This is a genomic window from Paraburkholderia sp., from assembly GCF_047605525.1.
Taxonomy (GTDB): domain Bacteria; phylum Pseudomonadota; class Gammaproteobacteria; order Burkholderiales; family Burkholderiaceae; genus Paraburkholderia.
Map to the genome: position 1 here is coordinate 54,559 of NZ_JASGFN010000023.1, position 21,115 is coordinate 75,673.

Annotated in this window: 21 protein-coding genes; 7 read left to right on the top strand and 14 right to left on the bottom strand. The window is 64.8% G+C overall.

Annotated features, from left to right (window positions below):
- Positions 1-94: 94 nt before the first annotated feature.
- Together lolB and QM685_RS27930 are read right to left on the bottom strand one after the other, a co-directional pair.
- Positions 95-727, bottom strand: a complete 633-nt coding sequence (gene lolB, locus QM685_RS27925; protein WP_415121535.1) for a lipoprotein insertase outer membrane protein LolB — start codon at positions 725-727, stop codon at positions 95-97.
- Positions 727-2,568 carry a tetratricopeptide repeat protein gene (locus tag QM685_RS27930; protein ID WP_415121537.1) on the bottom strand — a complete coding sequence of 614 codons (1,842 nt, stop codon included), beginning with the start codon at positions 2,566-2,568 and terminating at the stop codon, positions 727-729. The genes lolB and QM685_RS27930 overlap by 1 nt, the downstream gene beginning before the upstream one ends.
- Positions 2,569-2,655: 87 nt before the next feature.
- On the opposite strand from QM685_RS27930, the gene mutM reads away from it, so the two are divergent.
- Entirely contained in the window at positions 2,656-3,486 is an 831-nt protein-coding gene (mutM, locus tag QM685_RS27935) for a bifunctional DNA-formamidopyrimidine glycosylase/DNA-(apurinic or apyrimidinic site) lyase (RefSeq protein WP_415121539.1), read from the top strand.
- 91 nt (positions 3,487-3,577) lie between these two features.
- Positions 3,578-4,639: an A/G-specific adenine glycosylase gene (gene mutY / locus QM685_RS27940; protein ID WP_415121541.1), complete on the top strand. Its 1,062-nt coding sequence runs from the start codon at positions 3,578-3,580 to the stop codon at positions 4,637-4,639.
- 40 nt (positions 4,640-4,679) lie between these two features.
- Here mutY and QM685_RS27945 read toward each other — a convergent pair whose 3' ends face one another.
- From QM685_RS27945 to kdsD, 11 genes are all read right to left on the bottom strand, one after another.
- Positions 4,680-5,315, bottom strand: coding sequence for an LON peptidase substrate-binding domain-containing protein (locus QM685_RS27945; protein WP_415121543.1), 636 nt, complete (start codon positions 5,313-5,315; stop codon positions 4,680-4,682).
- A 39-nt stretch (positions 5,316-5,354) separates the two neighbouring features.
- Complete coding sequence (gene rapZ, locus QM685_RS27950) at positions 5,355-6,248, bottom strand: RNase adapter RapZ (RefSeq protein WP_415121544.1); 894 nt, start codon at positions 6,246-6,248, stop codon at positions 5,355-5,357.
- Between the two features lie 97 nt (positions 6,249-6,345).
- On the bottom strand, positions 6,346-7,314 hold the full coding sequence (gene hprK, locus QM685_RS27955) for an HPr(Ser) kinase/phosphatase (protein WP_008921706.1): 969 nt from the start codon (positions 7,312-7,314) through the stop codon (positions 6,346-6,348).
- 72 nt (positions 7,315-7,386) lie between these two features.
- Positions 7,387-7,902, bottom strand: a complete 516-nt coding sequence (locus tag QM685_RS27960) for a PTS sugar transporter subunit IIA (protein ID WP_415121547.1) — start codon at positions 7,900-7,902, stop codon at positions 7,387-7,389.
- A gap of 335 nt (positions 7,903-8,237) precedes the next feature.
- A complete protein-coding gene (hpf, locus tag QM685_RS27965; RefSeq protein ID WP_027199628.1) occupies positions 8,238-8,594 on the bottom strand; it encodes a ribosome hibernation-promoting factor, HPF/YfiA family in 357 nt (118 codons plus the stop codon).
- Positions 8,595-8,764: 170 nt separating this feature from the next.
- Entirely contained in the window at positions 8,765-10,282 is a 1,518-nt protein-coding gene (locus tag QM685_RS27970; RefSeq protein WP_415121549.1) for an RNA polymerase factor sigma-54, read from the bottom strand.
- Between the two features lie 208 nt (positions 10,283-10,490).
- The gene (gene lptB / locus QM685_RS27975) at positions 10,491-11,267 is read right to left on the bottom strand and encodes an LPS export ABC transporter ATP-binding protein (RefSeq protein ID WP_415121648.1); all 777 of its coding nucleotides are present in this window, start codon (positions 11,265-11,267) and stop codon (positions 10,491-10,493) included.
- A gap of 14 nt (positions 11,268-11,281) precedes the next feature.
- Complete coding sequence (gene lptA / locus QM685_RS27980; RefSeq protein ID WP_415121551.1) at positions 11,282-11,953, bottom strand: lipopolysaccharide transport periplasmic protein LptA; 672 nt, start codon at positions 11,951-11,953, stop codon at positions 11,282-11,284.
- Positions 11,954-11,982: 29 nt separating this feature from the next.
- Complete coding sequence (gene lptC, locus QM685_RS27985; RefSeq protein ID WP_415121553.1) at positions 11,983-12,582, bottom strand: LPS export ABC transporter periplasmic protein LptC; 600 nt, start codon at positions 12,580-12,582, stop codon at positions 11,983-11,985.
- Positions 12,579-13,139: a KdsC family phosphatase gene (locus QM685_RS27990; protein WP_415121555.1), complete on the bottom strand. Its 561-nt coding sequence runs from the start codon at positions 13,137-13,139 to the stop codon at positions 12,579-12,581. Before QM685_RS27990 ends, lptC begins: the two co-directional genes overlap by 4 nt.
- Complete coding sequence (gene kdsD / locus QM685_RS27995) at positions 13,139-14,122, bottom strand: arabinose 5-phosphate isomerase KdsD (protein WP_415121557.1); 984 nt, start codon at positions 14,120-14,122, stop codon at positions 13,139-13,141. The genes QM685_RS27990 and kdsD overlap by 1 nt, the downstream gene beginning before the upstream one ends.
- A gap of 208 nt (positions 14,123-14,330) precedes the next feature.
- Here kdsD and QM685_RS28000 point away from each other — a divergent pair, with 208 nt between their 5' ends.
- From QM685_RS28000 to purU, 5 genes are all read left to right on the top strand, one after another.
- Entirely contained in the window at positions 14,331-16,334 is a 2,004-nt protein-coding gene (locus QM685_RS28000) for a cation:proton antiporter (RefSeq protein WP_415121559.1), read from the top strand.
- 97 nt (positions 16,335-16,431) lie between these two features.
- Complete coding sequence (locus QM685_RS28005; protein ID WP_415121561.1) at positions 16,432-16,998, top strand: adenine phosphoribosyltransferase; 567 nt, start codon at positions 16,432-16,434, stop codon at positions 16,996-16,998.
- Between the two features lie 114 nt (positions 16,999-17,112).
- A complete protein-coding gene (locus QM685_RS28010; protein WP_415121563.1) occupies positions 17,113-17,727 on the top strand; it encodes a LysE family translocator in 615 nt (204 codons plus the stop codon).
- Between the two features lie 80 nt (positions 17,728-17,807).
- The gene (locus QM685_RS28015) at positions 17,808-18,683 is read left to right on the top strand and encodes an NUDIX hydrolase (protein ID WP_415121565.1); all 876 of its coding nucleotides are present in this window, start codon (positions 17,808-17,810) and stop codon (positions 18,681-18,683) included.
- Positions 18,684-18,847: 164 nt separating this feature from the next.
- Positions 18,848-19,717: a formyltetrahydrofolate deformylase gene (gene purU / locus QM685_RS28020; RefSeq protein WP_415121567.1), complete on the top strand. Its 870-nt coding sequence runs from the start codon at positions 18,848-18,850 to the stop codon at positions 19,715-19,717.
- 60 nt (positions 19,718-19,777) lie between these two features.
- On the opposite strand, the gene QM685_RS28025 is transcribed toward purU, so the two are convergent.
- Positions 19,778-21,004, bottom strand: coding sequence for a PepSY-associated TM helix domain-containing protein (locus QM685_RS28025; RefSeq protein ID WP_415121569.1), 1,227 nt, complete (start codon positions 21,002-21,004; stop codon positions 19,778-19,780).
- Between the last annotated feature and the right edge of the window lie 111 nt (positions 21,005-21,115).

Sequence of the window (21,115 nt, forward strand, 5' to 3'; positions counted from 1 at the left end):
CCAAGGCGGTGCCAAACGAGCAACAAAGCGGACAACTGGATTGCGTGAGAGTCGCATGAGCCGAAGCCAGGGCGCAAGCCGTGGCAAAAGCGGCTCACTGATCCAGCACGAGCTTGATGTCGAGCGGTGGCTCCGAGCGGGTCAGGTTGACACGCTTCACGCCGGTGGCCGGCGCATCGGCATACGCGAGATAGTCGATCGTCCAGCCGTCCTGAGTGATCTGTTTCAGACGCGACGGCTGCTCCGGATCCTTCTCGGTCTTCGCGCGGGATGTCGGCGCGGGCGAAGGCTGCAGCCAGTAGCGCAGCCCTTCGACCGGCAGCGTGAAACCGAGTGCATTCTGCATCAATGTGGAGACGTTATCCGCGGTGAGCGGTGGATGGTTCGGCAGTTCGAGTGTGGCCGAGGCTGGCGACGACGTGACGATCGCGAGCGTCTGGCCAAGCGGATTGCGCAGTTGCAGCGTGACCGTGTCGCCGGTTTCCTGCCACGAGAAGTTGCCGTAAGCGTTGCGCTGCTGGCCGTTCTGGTCGTTGTACTGGACCGCGAAACGGCCCTGATAGGAGCGGCTCGTCTGCGCGGTCACCTCGGTTGCGGCCTTCGACGTGGACGGTCCCTGCGGTTTCACCGAAGCACAGCCGGCCAGTGCGACAACCGCTGCCGCCGCGAAGCCGAGCGCCATGCCGCGCGGCGCCCGGGAAAAGGAAATCAAACGGGAAAGACGCATCAAAGATCGTTTACCTGAAGACGTTGCAGCGTTTTGACGAGGGTGTCGTTGTCCGGTTCGAGCTTGCGCGCGTCGCGGAACGCGGCGCGCGCCTGGTCCTGCTCGCCGGCCTTCCACAGCACTTCGCCAAGATGCGCGCCGATTTCGGCGTTCGGCTGGATGCTGTACGCCTTGCGCAGCAGCTTGATCGCATCGGCCGTGTCGCCCATCCGGTATTTGACCCAACCCACGCTGTCCATGATGAACGCGTCGTTCGGCGCGAGCGCCGACGCCTTCTCGACCAGCTTGTCCGCTTCGGGCAGGCGCTGATTGCGATCGGCGAGCGAATAGCCGAGCGCGTTATAGGCCTGCGGATTGTCCGGCTGCGTCTGAATCAGCTTGCGCAACTGCGCTTCCATGATGTCGTAATGGCCGGTTTTTTCGGCGGCCATCGCGTAGTCGTAGGTGAGGTCGGGGTCGTCCGGGAAGTTCGCCGTGGCTTGCTGCAGGCGCTCCTCCGCCTCCGGATAGCGCTTCGCGTCGAACAGGATCGCGGCGTCGGTGCGCGCGACCAGCGCCATGTCGCGCGGATCGGAGGTCTGCAGATTGGCGAGCAGCTTGCGCGCGTCTTCAGTCTTGCCCTGCTTCGCGAGCAGTTGCGCGCGCGTGATCTGCGCGGGTATGTATTGCTGGCTCGTCGGCGAAATCCTGTTCAGCCAGTCGCTCGCCGCCGCTTCGTTCTTCTGTTCGAGCGATAGCTGCGCGAGATAGATGTATGCCTGCCCCGCGTCGGCGCCGGGTGTTTTTTCAGCCTGCTGCGCGTACTGCATCAGGTACGTTTGCGCATCGGCGAAATTCTTCTGCTGGATCTTGATCAGCGCGAGCGCCATCAGCGGCGTCAGGTCGTTCGGGTTCGCCTGGCGCATGATCTCGAACTGCTTCTGCGCGTCGTCGAGACGGTCGCTTGCGAGATACATCTGCGCGAGCGCGAGCCGCGCGTCATGCGACTTCGGATTCTGCTGCACGTATTTTTCGAGCGACGCGATGCCTTCCTTGCGCTCTTCCGGACCCATCTGCGACAGCATCAGCGCGGCCGGCAGATAGTCGGGCTTCAGCGTCAGCGCCTGCTCGAGCGACTTGCGCGCGCCCGGGGCGTCGTCGGCGAGAAACTGCTGGCGCGCGATGGCCAGTTGCGCTTCCGGCCGGTTCATGTCGTTCTTCAACAGATCTTGCAATACATGCAGACCGCCGATCCGGTTCGGGCCGCGCGAGAGCAGCAGTTGCAGCGCGAGGACCGCGCTGCCGCGATTTTCATCGGGGACCTTCGCGAGTTCGCGCGACAGGATCGGCGCGGCGTCGTCGGGCTTGCCCGACAGCACGAGCAGCGATGCGTCGAGCTGCGCGGCGCGCTCCGAGTTCGGCGCGTACTGCTGCCACAATTGCGCGGCGGTGAGTGCGTCCGTCGGGCTTTGCGCGGCCAGCGCGATTTCAGTGGCGCGCTGCGCCATGCGCGGGTCGTGCGTATCGCGTGCAAGCGCGAGGTAAGTTTGATAGGCGGGCGCCGGCTGGTCGCGTTGCAACGCGATTTCGGCGGCGAGCACCTGAAAGACGATCTGGCTCGACAGCGGCACGCCCGGCAGCGACTTCTCGTCTTCAGCCGTAGCCGGACCCAACGGATCCGGCAATGTGACCGACGTGTCGTCCGAATCCGGCGAGGGGTCCTGCGCATGCGCGGGCACGGCCGCCAGCGCCCACAATGCGAGCGCGGCCGCGCCGAGCATACGGCGAGCGGACATGGCGTGCGGCGCGTTGGACACGCGCGCGCGGCGCCTTGAAAGCAACTTCACGAAGGACACGTTCATGGAAATCCGTTCAATGTTTCAGTCGATTGTAACGCGCTCGCTACAATACGCGCACAACCACTCACGCAAGTAGCAGACCAATCAGAAATGCCAGAGTTGCCAGAAGTCGAGGTTACCCGACGAGGGATCGAACCATATGTGTCCGGGCGCAAGGTCGAGCGCGTCGACGTGCGTACGGCGGCGTTGCGCTGGCCGATTCCGGCCGACCTTGCGAAAACCTTGCACGGTCATGTAGTGCGCAAAGTGGCGCGGCGCGGCAAATATCTGCTGTTCGAAATCGACGCGGGCTGGTTCATCGTGCACCTCGGCATGACCGGCACGCTGCGGGTACTGCGCCATGTGCCGCATCCGCCGGCCGCGGCGAAGCACGACCACGTCGACTGGATTTTCGACGACTTCATTCTGCGCTACCGCGACCCGCGGCGTTTCGGTGCCGTCTTGTGGCATCCGCGCGAGGCCGGCGACATCCTCGGCCATCCACTGCTCGCGGGGCTAGGCGTCGAGCCTTTCTCGCCGGCGTTCTCCGGCGCGTTGATGCATCGGTTGACGCGCGGGCGCAAAGTGTCGGTCAAGCAGGCGCTGCTGGCGGGTGAGATCGTGGTCGGGGTGGGCAATATTTACGCGTCGGAGAGTCTGTTTCGCGCGGGCATCCGGCCGACCACCGCAGCGGGCCGCGTGTCGCTCGTGCGCTATGAACTGCTCGCCGACGCCGTGCGCGTGACGCTCGCCGCCGCGATCGAAAAGGGCGGCAGCACGCTGCGCGATTTCGTCGGCAGCGACGGCGAAAGCGGTTACTTCCAGCTCGACTATTTCGTCTATGATCGCGCGGGTCTGCCATGCCGCGTGTGTGGAACACCAATCAGACAGATCGTGCAGGGGCAGCGCTCCACGTACTTCTGTCCCACCTGCCAGCGCTAGATTTTCGATGCCTTCCCGCCTGACTCCCTCTACAGGTTCGCGCCCGAACTCACGCTCCGCCGCGTCCAGCGCCACGCCCGCATTTGCCGCGATGCCCGATTTTTTCGCGCGCCTCGTCGCCTGGCAGCGCCGGCATGGCCGACACGATCTGCCGTGGCAGAACACGCGCGATCCATACCGCATCTGGCTGTCGGAAATCATGCTGCAGCAGACCCAGGTGTCGACGGTGATTCCGTACTACGCAAAATTTCTCGCGCGTTTTCCGGATGTCGCCGCGCTCGCCGCCGCGCCGTCCGACGACATGATGGCGCTGTGGGCCGGCCTCGGTTATTACACCCGCGCGCGCAATCTGCATCGCTGCGCGCAGGTCGTCGTCGAGCAGCATGGCGGCGCGTTTCCGGCCTCGGTCGATGAGCTCGCGGAACTGCCGGGCATCGGCCGTTCGACGGCCGCGGCGATCGCGTCGTTCGCATTCGGCGCGCGCGCGACGATTCTCGACGGCAACGTGAAGCGCGTGCTCGCGCGCGTGTTCGGCGTCGAAGGGTTTCCGGGCGAGAGGAAAGTCGAGAACGCGATGTGGACGCTCGCGGAATCGCTGCTGCCGTCGAATGCATCGAACGACGAGGTGAGCGCGTACACCCAGGGGCTGATGGATCTCGGCGCGACGCTGTGCGTGCGCGGCAAGCCGGACTGCGTGCGTTGCCCGTTCGCCGTCGACTGCGTCGCCAACGTTACCGGACGTCAGCGCGAATTGCCTACCGCGCGGCCGAAGAAAGCGGTGCCGACGCGCCGCACCTGGATGCTGGTGCTGCGTGACGGCGATGCGGTGATGCTCGAGCGGCGTCCGCCCTCGGGCATCTGGGGCGGTCTGTGGAGTCTGCCCGAAGCCGCCGACGAAGCGTCGCTCGCCGAACGTGCGCGCGCTTTCGGCAGCGATGGCGCGATCTCGCCGCTTGCGCCGTTTTCGCACGTGTTCACGCATTTCAAGCTCGATATCGAGCCGCGGCTCGCGGAACTCGACCGCGGCGCCGGCGCATTGGCGGCGCTCAACGATGCGGACATCGCCTGGGTCGCGCCGGGCGATCTCGATTCGTTCGGTGTGCCGGCGCCGGTGCGCAAGCTGCTGGACAGGCTGCGGGGTTCGTTGATCTAACGAAGCGGACGAGACGAAGGCGACGCGCGCGCCACCGCCTTCACAGCAACTGATGCTGCTGCATGTAGTGATGCACCACGTCGATGCGCGCGCCGGCATCGGTCAATTCCATCAGTTTCTGGCGTGCGCGCAACGCGATCGGCAGCACTTCGGCCAGACGGTTCGACACCCACGACGGGTCGTCGAGCCTGAACGGCTCCGCAAACGGCAAACTGTCCGGATCGCGCTCGCGGATCGTCGCGATGATCCGCTCGAGCACTTCCGCGCAGGCTCCGAATTTGGCCAGCAGTTCGTTGCCTTCGAGCGGCAGGTCGTCGGCGAGCGGCTCCGCCATGCCGACCAGCAGACCGCTCGCTTCGACGCGATGCGACAGCAGACGAAAACGCTTCGTGCCGCGGGCGCGAATCAGCAGCATGCCGAACGCTTCGACATCGCATTCGTCGATTTCGGCGAGACAGCCGATCGCTTCGGGCACCGGCGGCTCTTCCTCACGCGCCACTTCCGCGCCGCTTTTCAGCATGCACACACCGAACGGGGTCTTTTCTCGCAGACAGTCGCGCGCCATGTCGAGGTAGCGCGCTTCGAAGATCTTCAGTGGCAGCAAGCCATCGGGAAATAGCACCGTATGCAGCGGAAACAGCGGCAAATCGGCGTACACAGTAGCAGTAGAGGGCATGGCGCAACGCTTCGGGTTAAGGCCGCGCGATGCGGCCGGTTAAGCCATCAGCTTCGATGATTCGCCGATGTCGACCGGCGCATCGCGGTGCCGCACAATCACATTCGCCGATGCTGCGAGACGCGCGGCAAGCGTCTCCGCGATGAATACCGAGCGGTGCTGGCCGCCCGTGCAACCAATTGCGACGGTCAGGTAGCTGCGATTGTCGTCGCGAAAATGCGGCAGCCACCTGGCGAGATATTTCTCGATGTCGTCGATCATTTCATGGACGACCGGCTGCGCATCGAGAAAATCCATCACCGGTTTGTCGAGACCGGTCAGCGGCCTCAATTCATGATCGTAGTACGGGTTGGGCAGCGTGCGTACGTCGAAGACGAAATCCGCGTCGAGCGGCACGCCGCGTTTGAAGCCGAACGACTCGAACATCAGCACGAGCCCCGCGGCCTCCTGCTCGATGAAGCGCTTGACCCACGCGCGCAGTACGTTCGCGCGCAGATTGCTGGTGTCGATCTGATGGCCGAATTCGGCCATCCCGGCGACCAGTTCGCGCTCGCGCTCGATCGCTTCGGCAAGCGATGTGAGCAGGCCGACGTCCGCGTCGTGCGCGGGAGAGCCGGACAGCGGATGGCGGCGGCGCGTTTCGGAGAAGCGTTGAATCAGTGACTGCGTGCTTGCGCTCAGAAACAGCACGCGCACGTCGTGCGAGCGTTTCAGGTCGCGGATCATCGCGGGCATTTCGTCGAGCGACGAACCGGAGCGCGCGTCGATCGCGACCGCGAGACGATCCTGGCCGTCCTCGGCGAGATAGGTGGCGAGTTGCGGCAGAAAACGCGGCGGCAAATTGTCGACGCAGTAATAGCCCGCGTCTTCAAGCGCGTTCAGGGCAACCGACTTGCCGGAGCCAGATATACCGGTGATCAGAATTATGCGCATGGAGTCGTCGAAACCGTACATTTCATCATAGCATCTGGCCTCCATGCGTGTACCCGCGGCCTGCCTTCCGCCGCGGACGCTTCATGGCGCTACCGGCTCAGATCAGTTTGCCGGGAAACTGGCTATCGGGATCCTGCATCGCGAGACGTTGCCGATCCATGAAATCGCGCAGCGTATCGATGCCGCGCAGTTGCAGGATCGTGTTGCGTACGGCCGCTTCGACCAGCACCGCGAGGTTGCGGCCCGCGGCCACCTGGATCGTGACCTTGCTGATCGGCAGGCCGAGCACGTCGACGGTCTGGCTCTCCAGCGGCAGCCGCTGGAATTCGCCGTCGGGACGGCGCACCAGCTGCACGATCAGCTTCAGCTTCATTTTGCGGCGCACCGCCGTTTCGCCGAAAATCGTCTTGATGTCGAGCAGACCGAGGCCGCGCACTTCGAGCAGGTTCTGCAGCAGCGGCGGGCAGCGTCCTTCGACGAAGTCGGGGCCGAGGCGCACGAAATCGACCGCGTCGTCGGCGACGAGGCCGTGGCCGCGGCTGATCAGTTCGAGCCCGAGCTCGCTCTTGCCGAGACCCGAGTCGCCGGTGAGCAGCACGCCCATGCCGAGGATGTCGAGAAACACGCCGTGCAGCGTCGCGCGCGGCGCGAGAATGCGCGACATGTAAAGACGCAGGCTGTCGATTACCGCGGCCGCCGACGTCGGCGTCGTAAACAGCGGCGTGGACGAGCGCGTGCAGCGCAGCACCAGTTCCGGCGGCGCGGCGACGCCGCCCGCGACGACGAGGAACGGCGGCTCCAGCGCGATCAGCTCGGCCATGTGGCGCGAGCGGTCTTCGTCGGTCTGGCGTTTGTAGTAGTCGATTTCGGCGTCGCCCAGCACCTGGATCCGGTTCGGGTGGATCAGGTTCAGGTGGCCGACGAGGTCGGCGCTCGACGTGGCATTGGCGACCGACTCCGAAGAAAAGCCGCGCTCCCAGCCTTCATGCCCGGTCAGCCAGCTAAGCTTCAGCATGGCGGCGTTGTCGTCGAAAATGCTCTGGGCGTTGATGCTGGACGTATCCATGAGTCAGTGACTCCAGTGTGAGCCGCTTGCCGGGCCTTGCCTGCGTGCGTGCGAATTAACGCCGCCGGCGCATCAAGGTTGCCACTGAGTGAGCAGGCGATGCAACGATTCGCGGTCTTCTTCGGTGTGCAGACGCTCACGGGCCTCGCGATCGGACAGCAACTGGGCGATCTCGGAGAGGATTTCGAGGTGCTGCTGGGTGGCCTGTTCGGGCACGAGCAGGAAGATCAGCAGCGAAACCGGCTGACCGTCTGGTGCTTCGAAGGGGATGGGTTCCGCGAGGCGGACGAATGCGGCGAGCGGCTGCTTGAGGCCCTTGATCCGCCCATGCGGAATCGCGACGCCTTCGCCAAGCCCTGTCGAGCCGAGACGTTCTCGCGCAAAAAGATTGTCTGTGACGGTACTGCGGGCGATGCCGTTCTGGTTCTCGAAGATCAGGCCCGCTTGCTCGAACACGCGTTTCTTGCTGGTGACCGATAGTCCGATGACGACGTTCTCGAGGGGAAGAAATTTGGCTAAACGATTCATGTTGACAGGCGAAAACGTGGCCTGGGTTCTCCCCACCGGGGCGTTTGAGTGGCGTTCCATTCGTTCGATGCTCGCGAAGACGTGCTGCGGTGAGAATCACAAACATGAGATTCCGCCCGGCCGTGTTTCGTGAGAGCTGGCTTGACCCCGATGGTAACCGGAACATTATAGAACAGGGTGATCGCCGATGGTGCGGCGCGCCATTCATGCATACCAGGTTTTTCACCGCTTGCGGAGCGAGCCGTGCCGCGTTGCGCAAACGCCAGAGGAAAACGCGAAAACCGGCCGGAACAAGGCGCGAAGCGGTGCGTGCATGTTCCACTGAAACGAAAAACCGCCCGGTCGCGGGCGGTTTGGCGTGATTCAGGGAAATGAGGAATTCCCTCTAATTTCTCCTATTGCGGCGGCACGTCCAGTTGCGGCGCCGGCTGATACTTGATCGCTTCGTGCTGATGGCCTTGCAGGCGATCCTTGTGGCGTATCACCTGCCTGTCGAGCTTGTCGATCATCAGATCGATCGCAGCGTACAAATCGCTGTCACAACTCTCGACGAAAATATCTTTACCCTTTAGATGGAGGTTGATTTCAACCTTTTGACGCTTGTCCTTTTCCTTATGGTTGTCGACCGAGAGGACCACACTGCCGTCGATGACCTGATCGAAATGTCTTAGCACCCTGTCCAGTTTGGTGATCACGTATTCGCGCAACGCAGGCGTTACTTCGAGGTGGTGTCCACTGATCTTGAGATTCATAGTGCTTCTCCAAGCTAATGGCCGCTTGTTCCGCACGATGACCAAGGTCCGGCCGAACTGTCGGCTTGCCTGTGTCGCCCCCCGGTGACGGACATCTGGCAGGTCGCAGCGGCCGGCCTGTCCGCCACGCACGGAGCAGCCGGTAAATGCCCGCTGCACAACGCGGCGGGCTACAGAGACTTGCGCAGGTTGACTGCCGGGATCTTGAGCGCTTCACGGTATTTCGCAACGGTACGACGTGCGACCACGAAGCCCTGTTCCGCCAGCAGTTCGGCTATGCGACTGTCTGAAAGTGGCGATTTCGGGTTTTCCGCTCCTATCAGTTGTTTGATCAGCGCGCGAATGGCCGTGGAGGAGGCCGCGCCGCCCGTGTCGGTCGAAACGTGTGAACCGAAGAAAAACTTGAATTCAAGCGTCCCGAATGGGGTCAGCATGTATTTACCGGTTGTCACACGCGAGACGGTCGACTCGTGTAGGCCCAGCGTATCAGCAATCTCCCGCAAAACCAAGGGGCGCATGGCAATTTCGCCGTGCACGAAAAAGCTCTTCTGACGCTCGACGATCGCCTGTGCAACCCGCAGGATCGTCTCGAAACGCTGCTGGATATTCTTGATCAGCCAACGCGCTTCCTGCAGTTGCTGGCGCAACGATCCGCTGCCCGGATCCCCCCGGTTATTGCGCAGAATATTCGCGTACAGATGGTTAATGCGCAGCTTCGGCACCACTTCCGGATTCAGCTCGGCCTGCCACCCTTGTGCTGTTTTCCGCACCATGATGTCCGGCACCACGTAGTCCGCCTCGGCCTTGCCGTAGGCGGCGCCCGGAAACGGTTCGAGCGAGCGGATCAGCACGTGCGCGTCGCGCAGGTCGTCGTCGCTTGCCTTCAGATGTTTGCGCAGGCGCGTGAAATCGCGCGCGGCCAGCAACTCCAGATAATGGCCGACAATGTCTAGCGCGAGCGTGCGCGTGGGCGACGGATCGAGTCGCAAAAGCTGCAGCTTCAGGCACTCGGATGCGGAGCGCGCGCCGACCCCGGCCGGGTCGAAGCTATGCAGCAGCGCAAGCGCGGCATTCAGTTCGTCGAGGTCGACTTCGAGCTCTTCGGGCAGGTCGGCGAGCACTTCCTCGAGCGTCGCGGCGAGATAGCCGTCGTCGTCGAGCGATTCGATCAGGAACGTGACGAGCGCCCGGTCGCGCTGGCTCGCCTGGGTGACGCGCAGTTGCGCCATCAGGTGATCGCGCAGCGAGGTGCTCGATTCGTGGATTTGCAGCGGGGGAAGGTCGTCGTCGTCCGAAGCGGTGCCGGAGCGGCCGTAGTCGTCGAGGTTCCATTGCGACGTGTCGCTGCTGCCGTCGCCCGACAGGCCGTTGTATTCGTCGACACCTTTCGGCTCGCCGTTTTCGGCGCGCTCGCCGCCGCCGTCCGACGACGCGGAGCCGTTGCTGGCCATCGGATCGGCCGGCATGGACGAGCCGGGCGTCTGGGCGATCACCGAACCGTCAGCCGCTACCCGCAACGGGCTCGCGATCCATTCGTCCTCGTTTTCGAGGAGCGGATTCTGCGAGATCGCCATTGCGACTTCCTGCTGCAGTTCAAGCGTAGACAACTGAAGCAGCCGGATGGACTGCTGCAGTTGCGGCGTCAGCGCAAGATGCTGCGATAGGCGGAGTTGGAGGCTGGCTTTCATGGCAAGTTGAGATTCATTGTAGAGAGTTTGCCACGAGCGCGATACCTTGCGGCACTCGCAATTTGCGGATACGTCCGTTTCGGGCGTCGCGAAACAGCCGCCGGCGCCGGTCGGAACGGATAGCGCGGGATGATGTGCGGGTGCCGCAAAAAAGCGGCGCCAGGGCCCGGGGCGCAAATGCTCGCGCGGCCGGGTACCCTGTGTGTGCTTACATGCGGAAGTGCTCGCCCAGATAGACGCGGCGCACGCTTTCGTTCTCGATGATTTCGCTGGGCGCGCCGGCGGCGAGCACGCTGCCGTCGCTGATGATGTATGCGTGATCGCAGATGCCGAGCGTTTCGCGCACGTTGTGGTCGGTAATCAGGACGCCGATATTGCGCTGCTTCAGAAACTTGACGATTTTCTGGATTTCCAGAACGGCGATCGGATCGACGCCCGCGAACGGTTCGTCGAGCAGAATGAAGCTCGGGTTCGTGGCCAGCGCGCGGGCGATTTCCACGCGGCGACGCTCGCCGCCCGACAGCGACAACGCCGGATTTTCGCGCAGATGCGCGATCTGCAACTCGTCGAGCAGCGCTTCGGTGCGCGACGTGATGGCGTCCTTGCCGAGCCGCTTGCCGTTTTCTCCGAGCTGCAATTCCAGCACCGCGCGAATATTTTCCTCGACGCTCAGCTTGCGGAACACCGAGGCTTCCTGCGGCAGATACGACAGGCCGAGTGACGCGCGCTTGTGGATCGGCAGCAGGCTGATCGATTTGCCGTCCAGATCGATTTCGCCGGCGTCGAGCGGCACGAGACCGACGATCATGTAGAACGAGGTGGTCTTGCCGGCGCCGTTCGGACCGAGCAGACCGACCACTTCGCCGCTTTTCACGTCGAGCGACACGTCCTTGACGACCGTGCGCGAGCCATAACGCTTCTTCAGATTGCGCACGACCAGCGAGCTGCTGGTGCCGGCCGGCTTGCGATGGGGGAGGGGCGCGATGTTGCTGACGGTGCTCACTGGTTCGGCGCTCCCTGGATCGTGGTGGACGGCGCGAGCGTGGCCGATGCGCCGGTCAGCGGCGCGGCGCCGCCGTTGCGCGGCGCGAGCATCGCGCGCACGCGGCCGGTCGGGTTGCCCGGGCCGGCGACGTCCTTGCCCGCCTTCGCGGTATAGAAGTCGTTCTGGCCGTCATAGGTGATGACGCTGCCGTGCACCTGGTCGAGCAGCGTCGTCATGCTTTGCAGGCGGCGCACCGTCGCGTTCGTGGTGAGCGTGGTCAGGTCCTGCTTGCCGTCGTAGTCGATCCGCACGGCCGTGCCTTCGATGTACTCGTCGAGCCCTTCGCGCTTCTGGCGGAAATACGACAGATTGCTGCCGCTCGAGGTGCCGGTCGCGTACTGGTAGCCCTGCGGGTCCTGCGACACTTCGACCCGATCGGCCTTGATCAGGATCGTTCCTTTGGTGGCGACCACGTGGCCGGTGAAGATGCTGACCTGCCGGAGGTCGTCGTAAGTCATGTTGTCCGCTTCGATGTTCAGCGGCTTGTCCTTGTCGGCGCGGTCCGCGTGCGCGAGCGGCGCGAAGCCGGCGAGCGGCAGCGCGACGACGAGCGCGGCAAGCCCGGCACGGCACGCGGACAGTGCGCGCGCGCGGCCAGTATCAAAACGGGGGAGCGATTCGTTCATGCAGTCACGCCTGGAATGAATGGCCCGGGTTAGTGGGACGAGCCGCCGCCGGCGTCGGTTGCGGCGATTGCGCCTCTTACATTGCCGAATAGCTGCATAACCCGGGTGACATTGTTGTATTTCATGCCGCTGGCAGTCATTACCGACATGCCGCGCTGAAGTTTAACTGGCTTTTCAGTCTCGATCACATCGTCGTTGACGAGGACCCTGAAATGCTCGGAATCGGCCTGCATCTGCGGATCGCCGTCGCCGGGCGCGCGCAGGATGCGGGCATTGCCGTACAGATTGACGATCGACGCATCCGAGTTGACGGTGCCGGTGTCGCCGGTCGCGGTGACGATCGGCTTGCCGGGCTGGAACGCGCGCATCGCCGGCTTGACGAGGTCGCTCATCTCGTCGTCCTCGTAATGGATTAGCGACTGCGCGGTCAGCCGGTATTGCGTCGCGCCCGACTGGTCGAGTTCGGAAACCGAGAAGTTGTCCGCGAAATAGTCCGGCGTGTGCTCCTTCGGGCGCGCCACGTCTTCGTTTTTGCGCGGCAACGTGGCTTGCAGCAGCCACCAGGTGATGCCGGCGAGCGCCGCCATCGCGACGAGCGGGATCAGCGAAGTCAGACGAAACTGGTTCATCCGACGAGGCCCCGCTGCTCGCCGCTGCAGGCCGCCGCGAGCAGTGCTTCATATTTGTGCTGGGCGCGCAGCAGCGTGTCGCAGACTTCGCGCGCGGCACCGTGGCCGCCGCGCGCCTCGCTGACCCAGTGCGCCCGCGCGATCACCTCGGGATGCGAATTGGCCGGCGCGGCCGCGAAGCCGACGCGCAGCATCACCGCCAGATCGACCCAGTCGTCGCCCATGTAGCCGCATTCTTCGGCGGTAAGGCCGGTTTGCTGGAGCAGATCGGCGAAAGCCGCCGGCTTGTCCTGCACGCCCTGATACACATGCGTGATGTTCATTTCCTTCACCCGCGCCGCCACGATGCCGGACTTGCGCCCGGTGATGATGGCGGTTTCGATGCCGGCCTGGCGCAACAGCTTCATGCCGTGACCATCCATCGAGTTGAAGCCCTTCATCGTGTCGCCTTCCGCCGTGAACAGCAGGCCGCCGTCGGTCAGCACGCCGTCGACGTCGAAAATCATCAGCTTGACGCGGCTCGCGCGTTCGGTAGCGGTAGGAGGGGTCACGGCCATCAGATCACCTTCTTCGAAAACAGGTCGTGCATGTTGAGCGCGCCGATCAGCTTGCCCGCTTCGTCGACGACCAGCATCTGATTGATGCGATGGCGCTCCATCAGTTCCACCGCTTCGACCGCGAGCTGGTCGGGGCCGATCGTGCGCGGGCCGGCGGTCATCACCGAGGCGATCGGCAACTGGCGGAAATCGCCATCGCGCTCGAGCACGCGGCGCAGGTCGCCGTCGGTAAAGATGCCGACGACGCGCTCCTCGTGATCGACGACCGACGTCATGCCCATGCGCTTCGCGGTGAGCTGGAACAGCGCGTCGCTGACGGTGGCCTCGGGCGTGACCTTCGGCAACTGGTCGCCGGTGCGCATCACGTCGCGCACGTAGGTGAGCAGGCGCCGGCCGAGCGCGCCGCCCGGATGCGAGCGCGCGAAATCGTCGCGGCCAAAGCCGCGCGCGTCCAGCACCGCGACCGCGAGCGCGTCGCCGAGCGCGAGCGCGGCGGTGGTGCTGGCGGTGGGCGCGAGATTCATCGGACAGGCTTCTTTGGCGACAGCGGAATTCAGATGCACGTCGGCAAGCTGCGCGAGACTCGACGACGGGCGGCCCGTCATCGCGATCAGCTTCGCGCCGATGCGCTTGATGAGCGGCAGGATCGCCACCAGCTCTTCGGTTTCGCCGGAGTTGGACAGCGCGAGGAACACGTCGTCGGCGGTGACCATGCCGAGGTCGCCATGGCTCGCTTCCGCGGGATGCACGAAGAATGCGGGAGTACCGGTGCTCGCCAGCGTGGCCGCGAGCTTGCGGGCCACGTGGCCGGACTTGCCGATGCCGGAGACGACCACGCGCCCGCGGCAACCCAGGATGAAATCGACCGCGCCGACGAAGCTGCCGTCGAGCTGGTCGCGAAGCGCGCGCACGGCGTCCGCTTCGATGTCGAGCACATCGCGAGCAAGCGCGAGTGCCCTGTCGCCATTGATTTTCGCTATCATTCGCGGAGTATAGCAAAGGCGCCTGTTCGCCGCGCCGGGCCTGCTGTGCCGAGCCGCTGACCTCATCAGCCTGCCGACAATTCCTGTTTCAGCCTTCCGGCAGCTTTTTCAGGCAGCTTTTTTACCGGCCCCTCAACCATGTCGCACGGGCATTCCCGTGCGCGGTTCCGCTGACGAACGAGGACGCTTCACCCATGCGTGTTTGCCGATGATCTCCCCGCTCGAGATGACGCTGTTCCTGCTGCTGGCATCGGTGGCGGGCGTGGTGATCTTTCGCTTCCTGAACCTGCCGCCGATGCTCGGCTATCTGACGGTCGGCATCATCGTCGGGCCGCATGCGTTCGGCCTGGTTCCCGATTCGGAGGGCGCGCAGAATCTCGCGGAATTCGGCGTCGTGTTCCTGATGTTCTCGATCGGGCTCGAGTTCTCGCTGTCCAAGCTGCGCTCGATGCGCCGGCTCGTATTCGGCCTCGGCCTTCTGCAGGTGATCGGCACGGTCGCGGTGGCGGTATCGCTCGGCTTCATGTTCGAGCACTGGGTGCATATCACGTGGCAGGGGAGCGTGGCGCTCGGCGGCGCGCTGGCGATGTCGTCGACCGCCATTGTCAGCAAGATGCTCGCCGAGCGGCTCGAGATCGAGACCGAGCACGGCCGCAACATCTTCGGCGTGCTGCTGTTTCAGGATCTCGCGGTGGTGCCGCTGCTGATCATCATTGCCGCGCTCGGCGGGCGCTCGGAGAATCTCGCCGGCGCGCTCGGCATCGCGGCGATCAAGATCGTCGTCGCGCTGGCGCTGCTGCTGATCGTCGGCCAGAGCTTCATGACGCGCTGGTTCAACGTGGTCGCGCGGCGCCGCTCGCAGGAGCTGTTCATCCTGAACCTGCTGCTGGTCACGCTCGGCGCGGCGTTCATCACCGATAAATTCGGACTATCGCTCGCGCTCGGCGCGTTCATCGCGGGCATGCTGATCGCCGAGACGCCGTACCGGCATCAGGTGGAAGAGGACATCAAGCCGTTTCGCGACGTGCTGCTCGGGCTCTTCTTCGTGACCACCGGCATGCTGCTGAACCCGCGCGTGATCTGGGAGCATCCGCTCATCGTGCTCGGCTTCTTCATTGGCCCGGTGCTGCTGAAGATGGTCATGATTACCGGCCTCGCGCGGCTTTTCGGCGCGACGCCGGGCGTCGCGATGCGCACCGGCATCGGTCTCGCGCAGGCGGGCGAGTTCGGTTTCGTGCTGCTGAACCTGATTCTCGACCGGCATCTGGTCGACGCGACGCTGTTGCAGGCGATCCTCGCGGCGATGCTGCTGTCGATGCTCGCCGCGCCGTTCATGATCCAGAACGCCGATCGCATCGTGCTGCGGCTGTCGTCGACAGAATGGATGATGCAGTCGCTGCAAATGACGCGCATCGCGACGCAAAGCCTGAAGCAGAGCGGCCACGTAATCATCTGCGGCTACGGCCGGTCCGGGCAGAACCTCGCGCGCATGCTGGAGCACGAAGGCCTCTCCTATGTCGCGCTCGACCTCGACCCCGACCGCGTCGCGGCGGCCGCGGCGGCCGGCGAATCGGTCGTGTTCGGCGATGCCGGGCGGCGCGAGTCGCTGCTCGCGGCCGGTCTGCACCGCGCGGCCGCGATCGCGATCACCTACGCGAACACGCCGTCGGCCTTGCGCGTGCTCTACAACATCCACGAGATGGAGCCGACGCTGCCGGTCATCGTGCGCACCGTCGACGACGCCGATCTGGAGAAACTGCTCGCCGCCGGCGCGACCGAGGTGATTCCGGAGATCGTCGAGGGCAGCCTGATGCTCGCGTCGCACACGCTGGTGGTAATGGGCGTGCCGATGCGGCGCGTGGTGCGGCGCGTCGAGGAGATGCGTGACGAGCGCTACTCGCTGCTGCGCGGCTATTTCCACGGCGCCGACGACGTCGATGACGACGACGGCCACGAACAGGTGCGGCTACAATCGGTGCCGGTCGACGCCAGCGCGGATGCGGTCGGCCGCACGCTCGCGGAACTGGGCCTGTTCGAGCTCGGCGTCGAAGTGACCGCGATCCGCCGGCACGGCATCCGCGGTGTCGAGCCGGACCCGTCCACGAAGCTGCGCGCGAACGACATCGTGGTGCTGCGCGGTCTGCCCGAACAACTGGCGCAAGCCGAGGAACGGCTGTCGAAGCATCGACGCGCGGGCGCCGCCGCGGCCTGACGTGGGCCGCCGGCGTGAGTTCCCGGCGCGAGCCGGTTGGCCGGGCCGCCTGATTCAAGCTTTTCACCGGACCTGTCGTGGTCCATCCGGAGACATCATGTCCAACGCGCTCCAGAGCGCGCCGCTCGATGCGGCCGACTACATCAGAAGTCACATTCGCACGGTGCCCGACTGGCCGCAGCCGGGCGTGCAGTTCCGCGACATCACGCCGCTGCTGCGCGAGCCGAAGTCGCTGCGCGTGCTGATCGACCTGTTCGTGCAGCGCTATATCGACGCGAAGCTCGATTACGTCGCCGGGCTCGACGCGCGTGGCTTCATCATCGGGCCGATCATCGCGCACGAGCTGAGCCTCGGCTTCATTCCGATCCGCAAGGCGGGCAAGCTGCCGTACAAGCGGATCTCGCAGTCGTACGAACTCGAGTACGGCACCGCGACCGTCGAGATTCACGAGGATGCGTGCGAGCCGGGCGACCGCGTCGTGATCGTCGACGATCTGATCGCGACCGGCGGCACGATGATGGCCGGCAAGCTGCTGCTCGAGCGGCTGGGCGCGGTCGTCGTGGAAGGGGCCGCGATCATCGATCTGCCCGGGCTGGGCGGTTCGAAGCTGTTGAGCGAAGGCGGGCTGGCACTGTATACGATCACGAGTTTCGACGGTCATTGAGCGAGTGGCCGCGCCGTGCCCGGCGAAGGTTTTCACCGCGCAAGCAGCCGGGCCTCACGGGCCACGTAACGCTCATAAACCGTCCATAAACCGCCCAACGAGAAGGTCAGAACAATGCCCAACTTCCTGCTGTTTCTCGCCACGTCGATCGCGATCACCGTGGCGCCGGGTCCGGACAATCTGCAGGTGCTCGCGCGCGGTATCTCGCAAGGCCGCGCGGCCGGCCTGGTCGCGGCGCTCGGCTTTGCCGCCGGCATCACGTTTCACACCACGCTCGCCGCGCTAGGCGTCGCCGCGCTCCTGCGTTCGTCGCCGCTCGCGTTCGAGGCGATCAAGCTGGCGGGCGCCGCGTATCTGGTGTGGATCGGCATCAAGGCACTGCGCAGCCAGGGACTCGCGACCGCGCACCAGCGCCCGCCGCAGCCGCTTTCCGCGGTGTTCCGCCAGAGCGTGCTCGGCAATCTGATGAACCCCAAGGTGACGCTGTTCTTCGTCGTATTCCTGCCGCAGTTCGTGCAGCCGCACGGTACGCAAAGCGTGACGGTGCAGATGCTCGAACTGGGCGTGCTGTTCATGTTGCAGACGGTGGTGGTGTTTTCGCTGTTCGGCGTGTGCGCGGGGATCATCGGCGGCTGGCTGAGGCGCCGGCCGCGCGTGGGCGTGTGGCTCGATCGCGTGGCCGGCGCGACGTTCATCGCGATCGGAATTCGCGTCGCGCTGCGCGACTGAAGTGGGTTGACTACGCGTCTGCTTGTGCCTGGTCCGGGTTCGCCCGGTTCGCCATGAAGACGGACAGTCTGGAGTTTTCGATGACTTTGCCTTGCATCACCGCCGCGCGCCGCTTCGACGCGAGCGCGCATCGGCCGTTCCGGATCGGCGCCGAACAGGTCGGCTGGATTCGCGAACGCGACGTGCCGTTGCTCGCGCGCTGGCCCGATGTGTTCGATATCGACGACAGCAACGACAACCGCGGCGTGACGCTTTCCGCGACGTTCGACACCGTCGATCTGCGCAGCGCGGCGCTCGCCTCGGTGATCGGCGCGCTCGCCGCCGACGGCCGCATTCCGGGCTGGCGCAACGAAACCTACGCGATCCGCAACGCGTTCGACGCCCCGCCGCTCGCGTATATCGAACGCGCGGCGTCGCGCTTCTTCGGCACGATGACCTACGCGGTGCATCTGAACGGCGTCGTAGAATACGCGGATAGCGGGGCACCCCGTGGCGCGCCGCAACTGTGGATCGCGCGCCGCAGCGACACCAAGGCGACCGATCCGGGCATGCTCGACAATGTCGTCGCGGGCGGGATCGGCTGGGGCTTCGGCGTCGGCGAGACGATCGTCAAGGAATGCTGGGAAGAAGCCGGCATTCCGGCCGAAATCGCCGCGCGCGCGGTCGCGGGCCGCACCGCGTACGTGCTGCAATCGCTGCCGGAAGGCACGCAGGCCGAGCAGATTTTCATCTACGATCTCGCGCTGCCCGCCGACTTCGCGCCGCGCAATCAGGATGGGGAAGTGGGCGAACACCGGCTCGCGCGCATCGACGAAGTCGCGAGCTGGATCGAGGAAGGCGCGATGACGGTGGACGCGAGCCTGGCCACGCTGGATTGCCTGCTGCGCCACCGCTGGATCGACGAGGACGCGTGCACGGGCATCGACGCGTTGTTTGCGCCGCCCGTGCTGGACTAGGAGTCAGCGATATCGAGCGGCGCGCATGTGGTTCAGCCGCGCACTTGCCGCAAGAACACGAGCGTCGGCGCGCTGCGGCATCGTGAATCACCCGAAGCATCCCACGCGAACAGACTGCGGACACTGAAACAAACTACGCATTGAAGAAGGGAGTCACCGAGGTCATGTCGACCGATCACAGCTTTATCCTCAAACTGTCGTGCGCCGACCGGCCCGGCATCGTTCACGCCGTGTCGGGCTTTCTGTTCGAGCGTGGCAGCAATATTCTCGACTCCGCGCAGTTCGGCGACAGCCGCACCGGCGAGTTCTTCATGCGCGTGCATTTTCAGCAGGTGGGCGGCGATCCGGGGCTCGACGCGTTGCGCGCGTCGTTCGTGACGCTCGCCGAGCAGTTCGGCATGCGCTGGGAATTGCACGACGCGAACGTGAAGCCGCGCGTGGTCATCATGGTGTCGAAGATCGGCCATTGCCTGAACGATCTGCTGTTCCGCTACCGTACCGGCCAGCTCAATATCGATATCCCGGCGATCATCTCGAACCACAAGGAGTTCTACCAGCTCGCCGCGAGCTACGACATTCCGTTCCATCATTTCCCGCTGCCCGGCGGCACGCCCGACGCGAAGGCCGCGCAGGAAGCGCGCGTGCTCGAGGTGATCAACGAACACCAGGCCGATCTCGTGGTGCTCGCGCGCTACATGCAGATCCTGTCGCCGCACCTGTGCGAGGCACTGGCCGGCCGCGCGATCAACATCCACCACTCGTTCCTGCCGAGCTTCAAGGGTGCGAAGCCGTACTACCAGGCGTTCGATCGCGGCGTGAAGCTGATCGGCGCGACCGCTCACTACGTGACGACCGATCTCGACGAAGGCCCGATCATCGAGCAGGAAGTCGAGCGCGTGGATCACAGCATGGCGCCGGAGCAGTTGACGGCGATCGGCCGCGACGTCGAATGCGTGACGCTCGCGCGCGCGGTGAAGTGGCATGTCGAGCATCGCGTCGTGCTGAACGGCAGCAAGACGGTCGTGTTCCGCTAAAAAAATGGCGCCGGTCGAGGCCGGCGCCATTTTTTCCTCGATTCTTTTTCTTCGATTTCCCTACGGGCGCGCCGCCGCGCCGCCCGCGTTTCTGGCGAGATTCGCGTTTTGCGCGGAGCGGCGGCGCCCGTTCAGCTTCTTCAGCCAGATCAACAGTCCCGTGACGCTCAGCACGGCGACCGCGGCGCCCACCGCGCTGATCAGAATCCGCCCGCCCAGACCGAGGATGCGCCCCGAGTGCAGCGGGAATTGCAACTGCATGAAGATATCGCCGGCCGTGCCCTCGCCGGGAATCTGCGCGGCGAGCCGCTTGCCGGTGACGGCGTCCCAATACATCCACGGATTGCCGAGGCCGATGTCGCCGTGATCGTTGCCCGCGGTGTAGAAGCCGACGCCGTACGTGTGCAGGAATCCGGCATAGTAGAGGCCGCCCGCCGGCGCGGCGACACGCATGTCCTTGCCGGCCTGCGCGGCGAGCTCGACGATGCGCTCGCGGCTCAGCACCTGATCGCCCGGTTGCGGCGCGCGCAGGATTTCCGGGTTGTTGATCGGGTTGGGTGTCAGCGTCGAGATCCGCGAGACGATCGGCCGCACCACCTGCGACGGCAGATTCATCGAGATCGATGTCAGCGCGACGATCGTCAGCAGGCCCCAGATCCACACGCCGCCGGAGCGGTGCAGATCGAACGTGAGCGCGTAGCCGCCGCGTTTCAGGCGGAACGCGAACGACTTGCGCCACGCCTTCAGGCTCGGAAACGACAGGCACAGCGCGATCACGCTATCGAACAGCCATACGATGCCGACGATGCCCATCAGCCACGTGCCGATATCGATGCCACCGGTAAACGGCAATTGCAGCGTGTAGTGCAGCTTGTAGATGAACGGAATCAGATTGAGCCGCGTGAGCGACACGGCGCCCCATTCGCGGCGTGCCTGGATTTCTCCGGTGACGGGGTCGACGGCGATCTGATTGAAGTCGAGCGGGTAGGGCTGCTTCGTCGCGGGATCGGTGCGCGGCAGCACCATCATCTGCAGCGTCTTGCCGGGTTCGACGGCCAGCGGCAGATAGGTGACCTGGAGGCGCGGATCGGCGGCTTCGACACGGTTCGCCAATTCGAGGCTCGTGAGCGCCGGACCGGCCGTGCGAGCCTGGTAGAACGACGGGTTCAGCGCGGCATCGAGTTCATGGTCCCACGCGATGATCGCGCCGGTGAGACCGGCGACGAACAGGAACAGCGCGGTCGCGACGCCGAACCAGCGGTGCAGACGGACAAGCTGGCGTCTCATGCGCGGACCGGCGGGAAGAAGCGGAAAGGCGGGCGAAACGTCACGATGCGGACTTTTTGCAAATGGGAATGGTTCGCATCTTAGGGGCTTGCAGGGCCCGCTGCAAGTCTT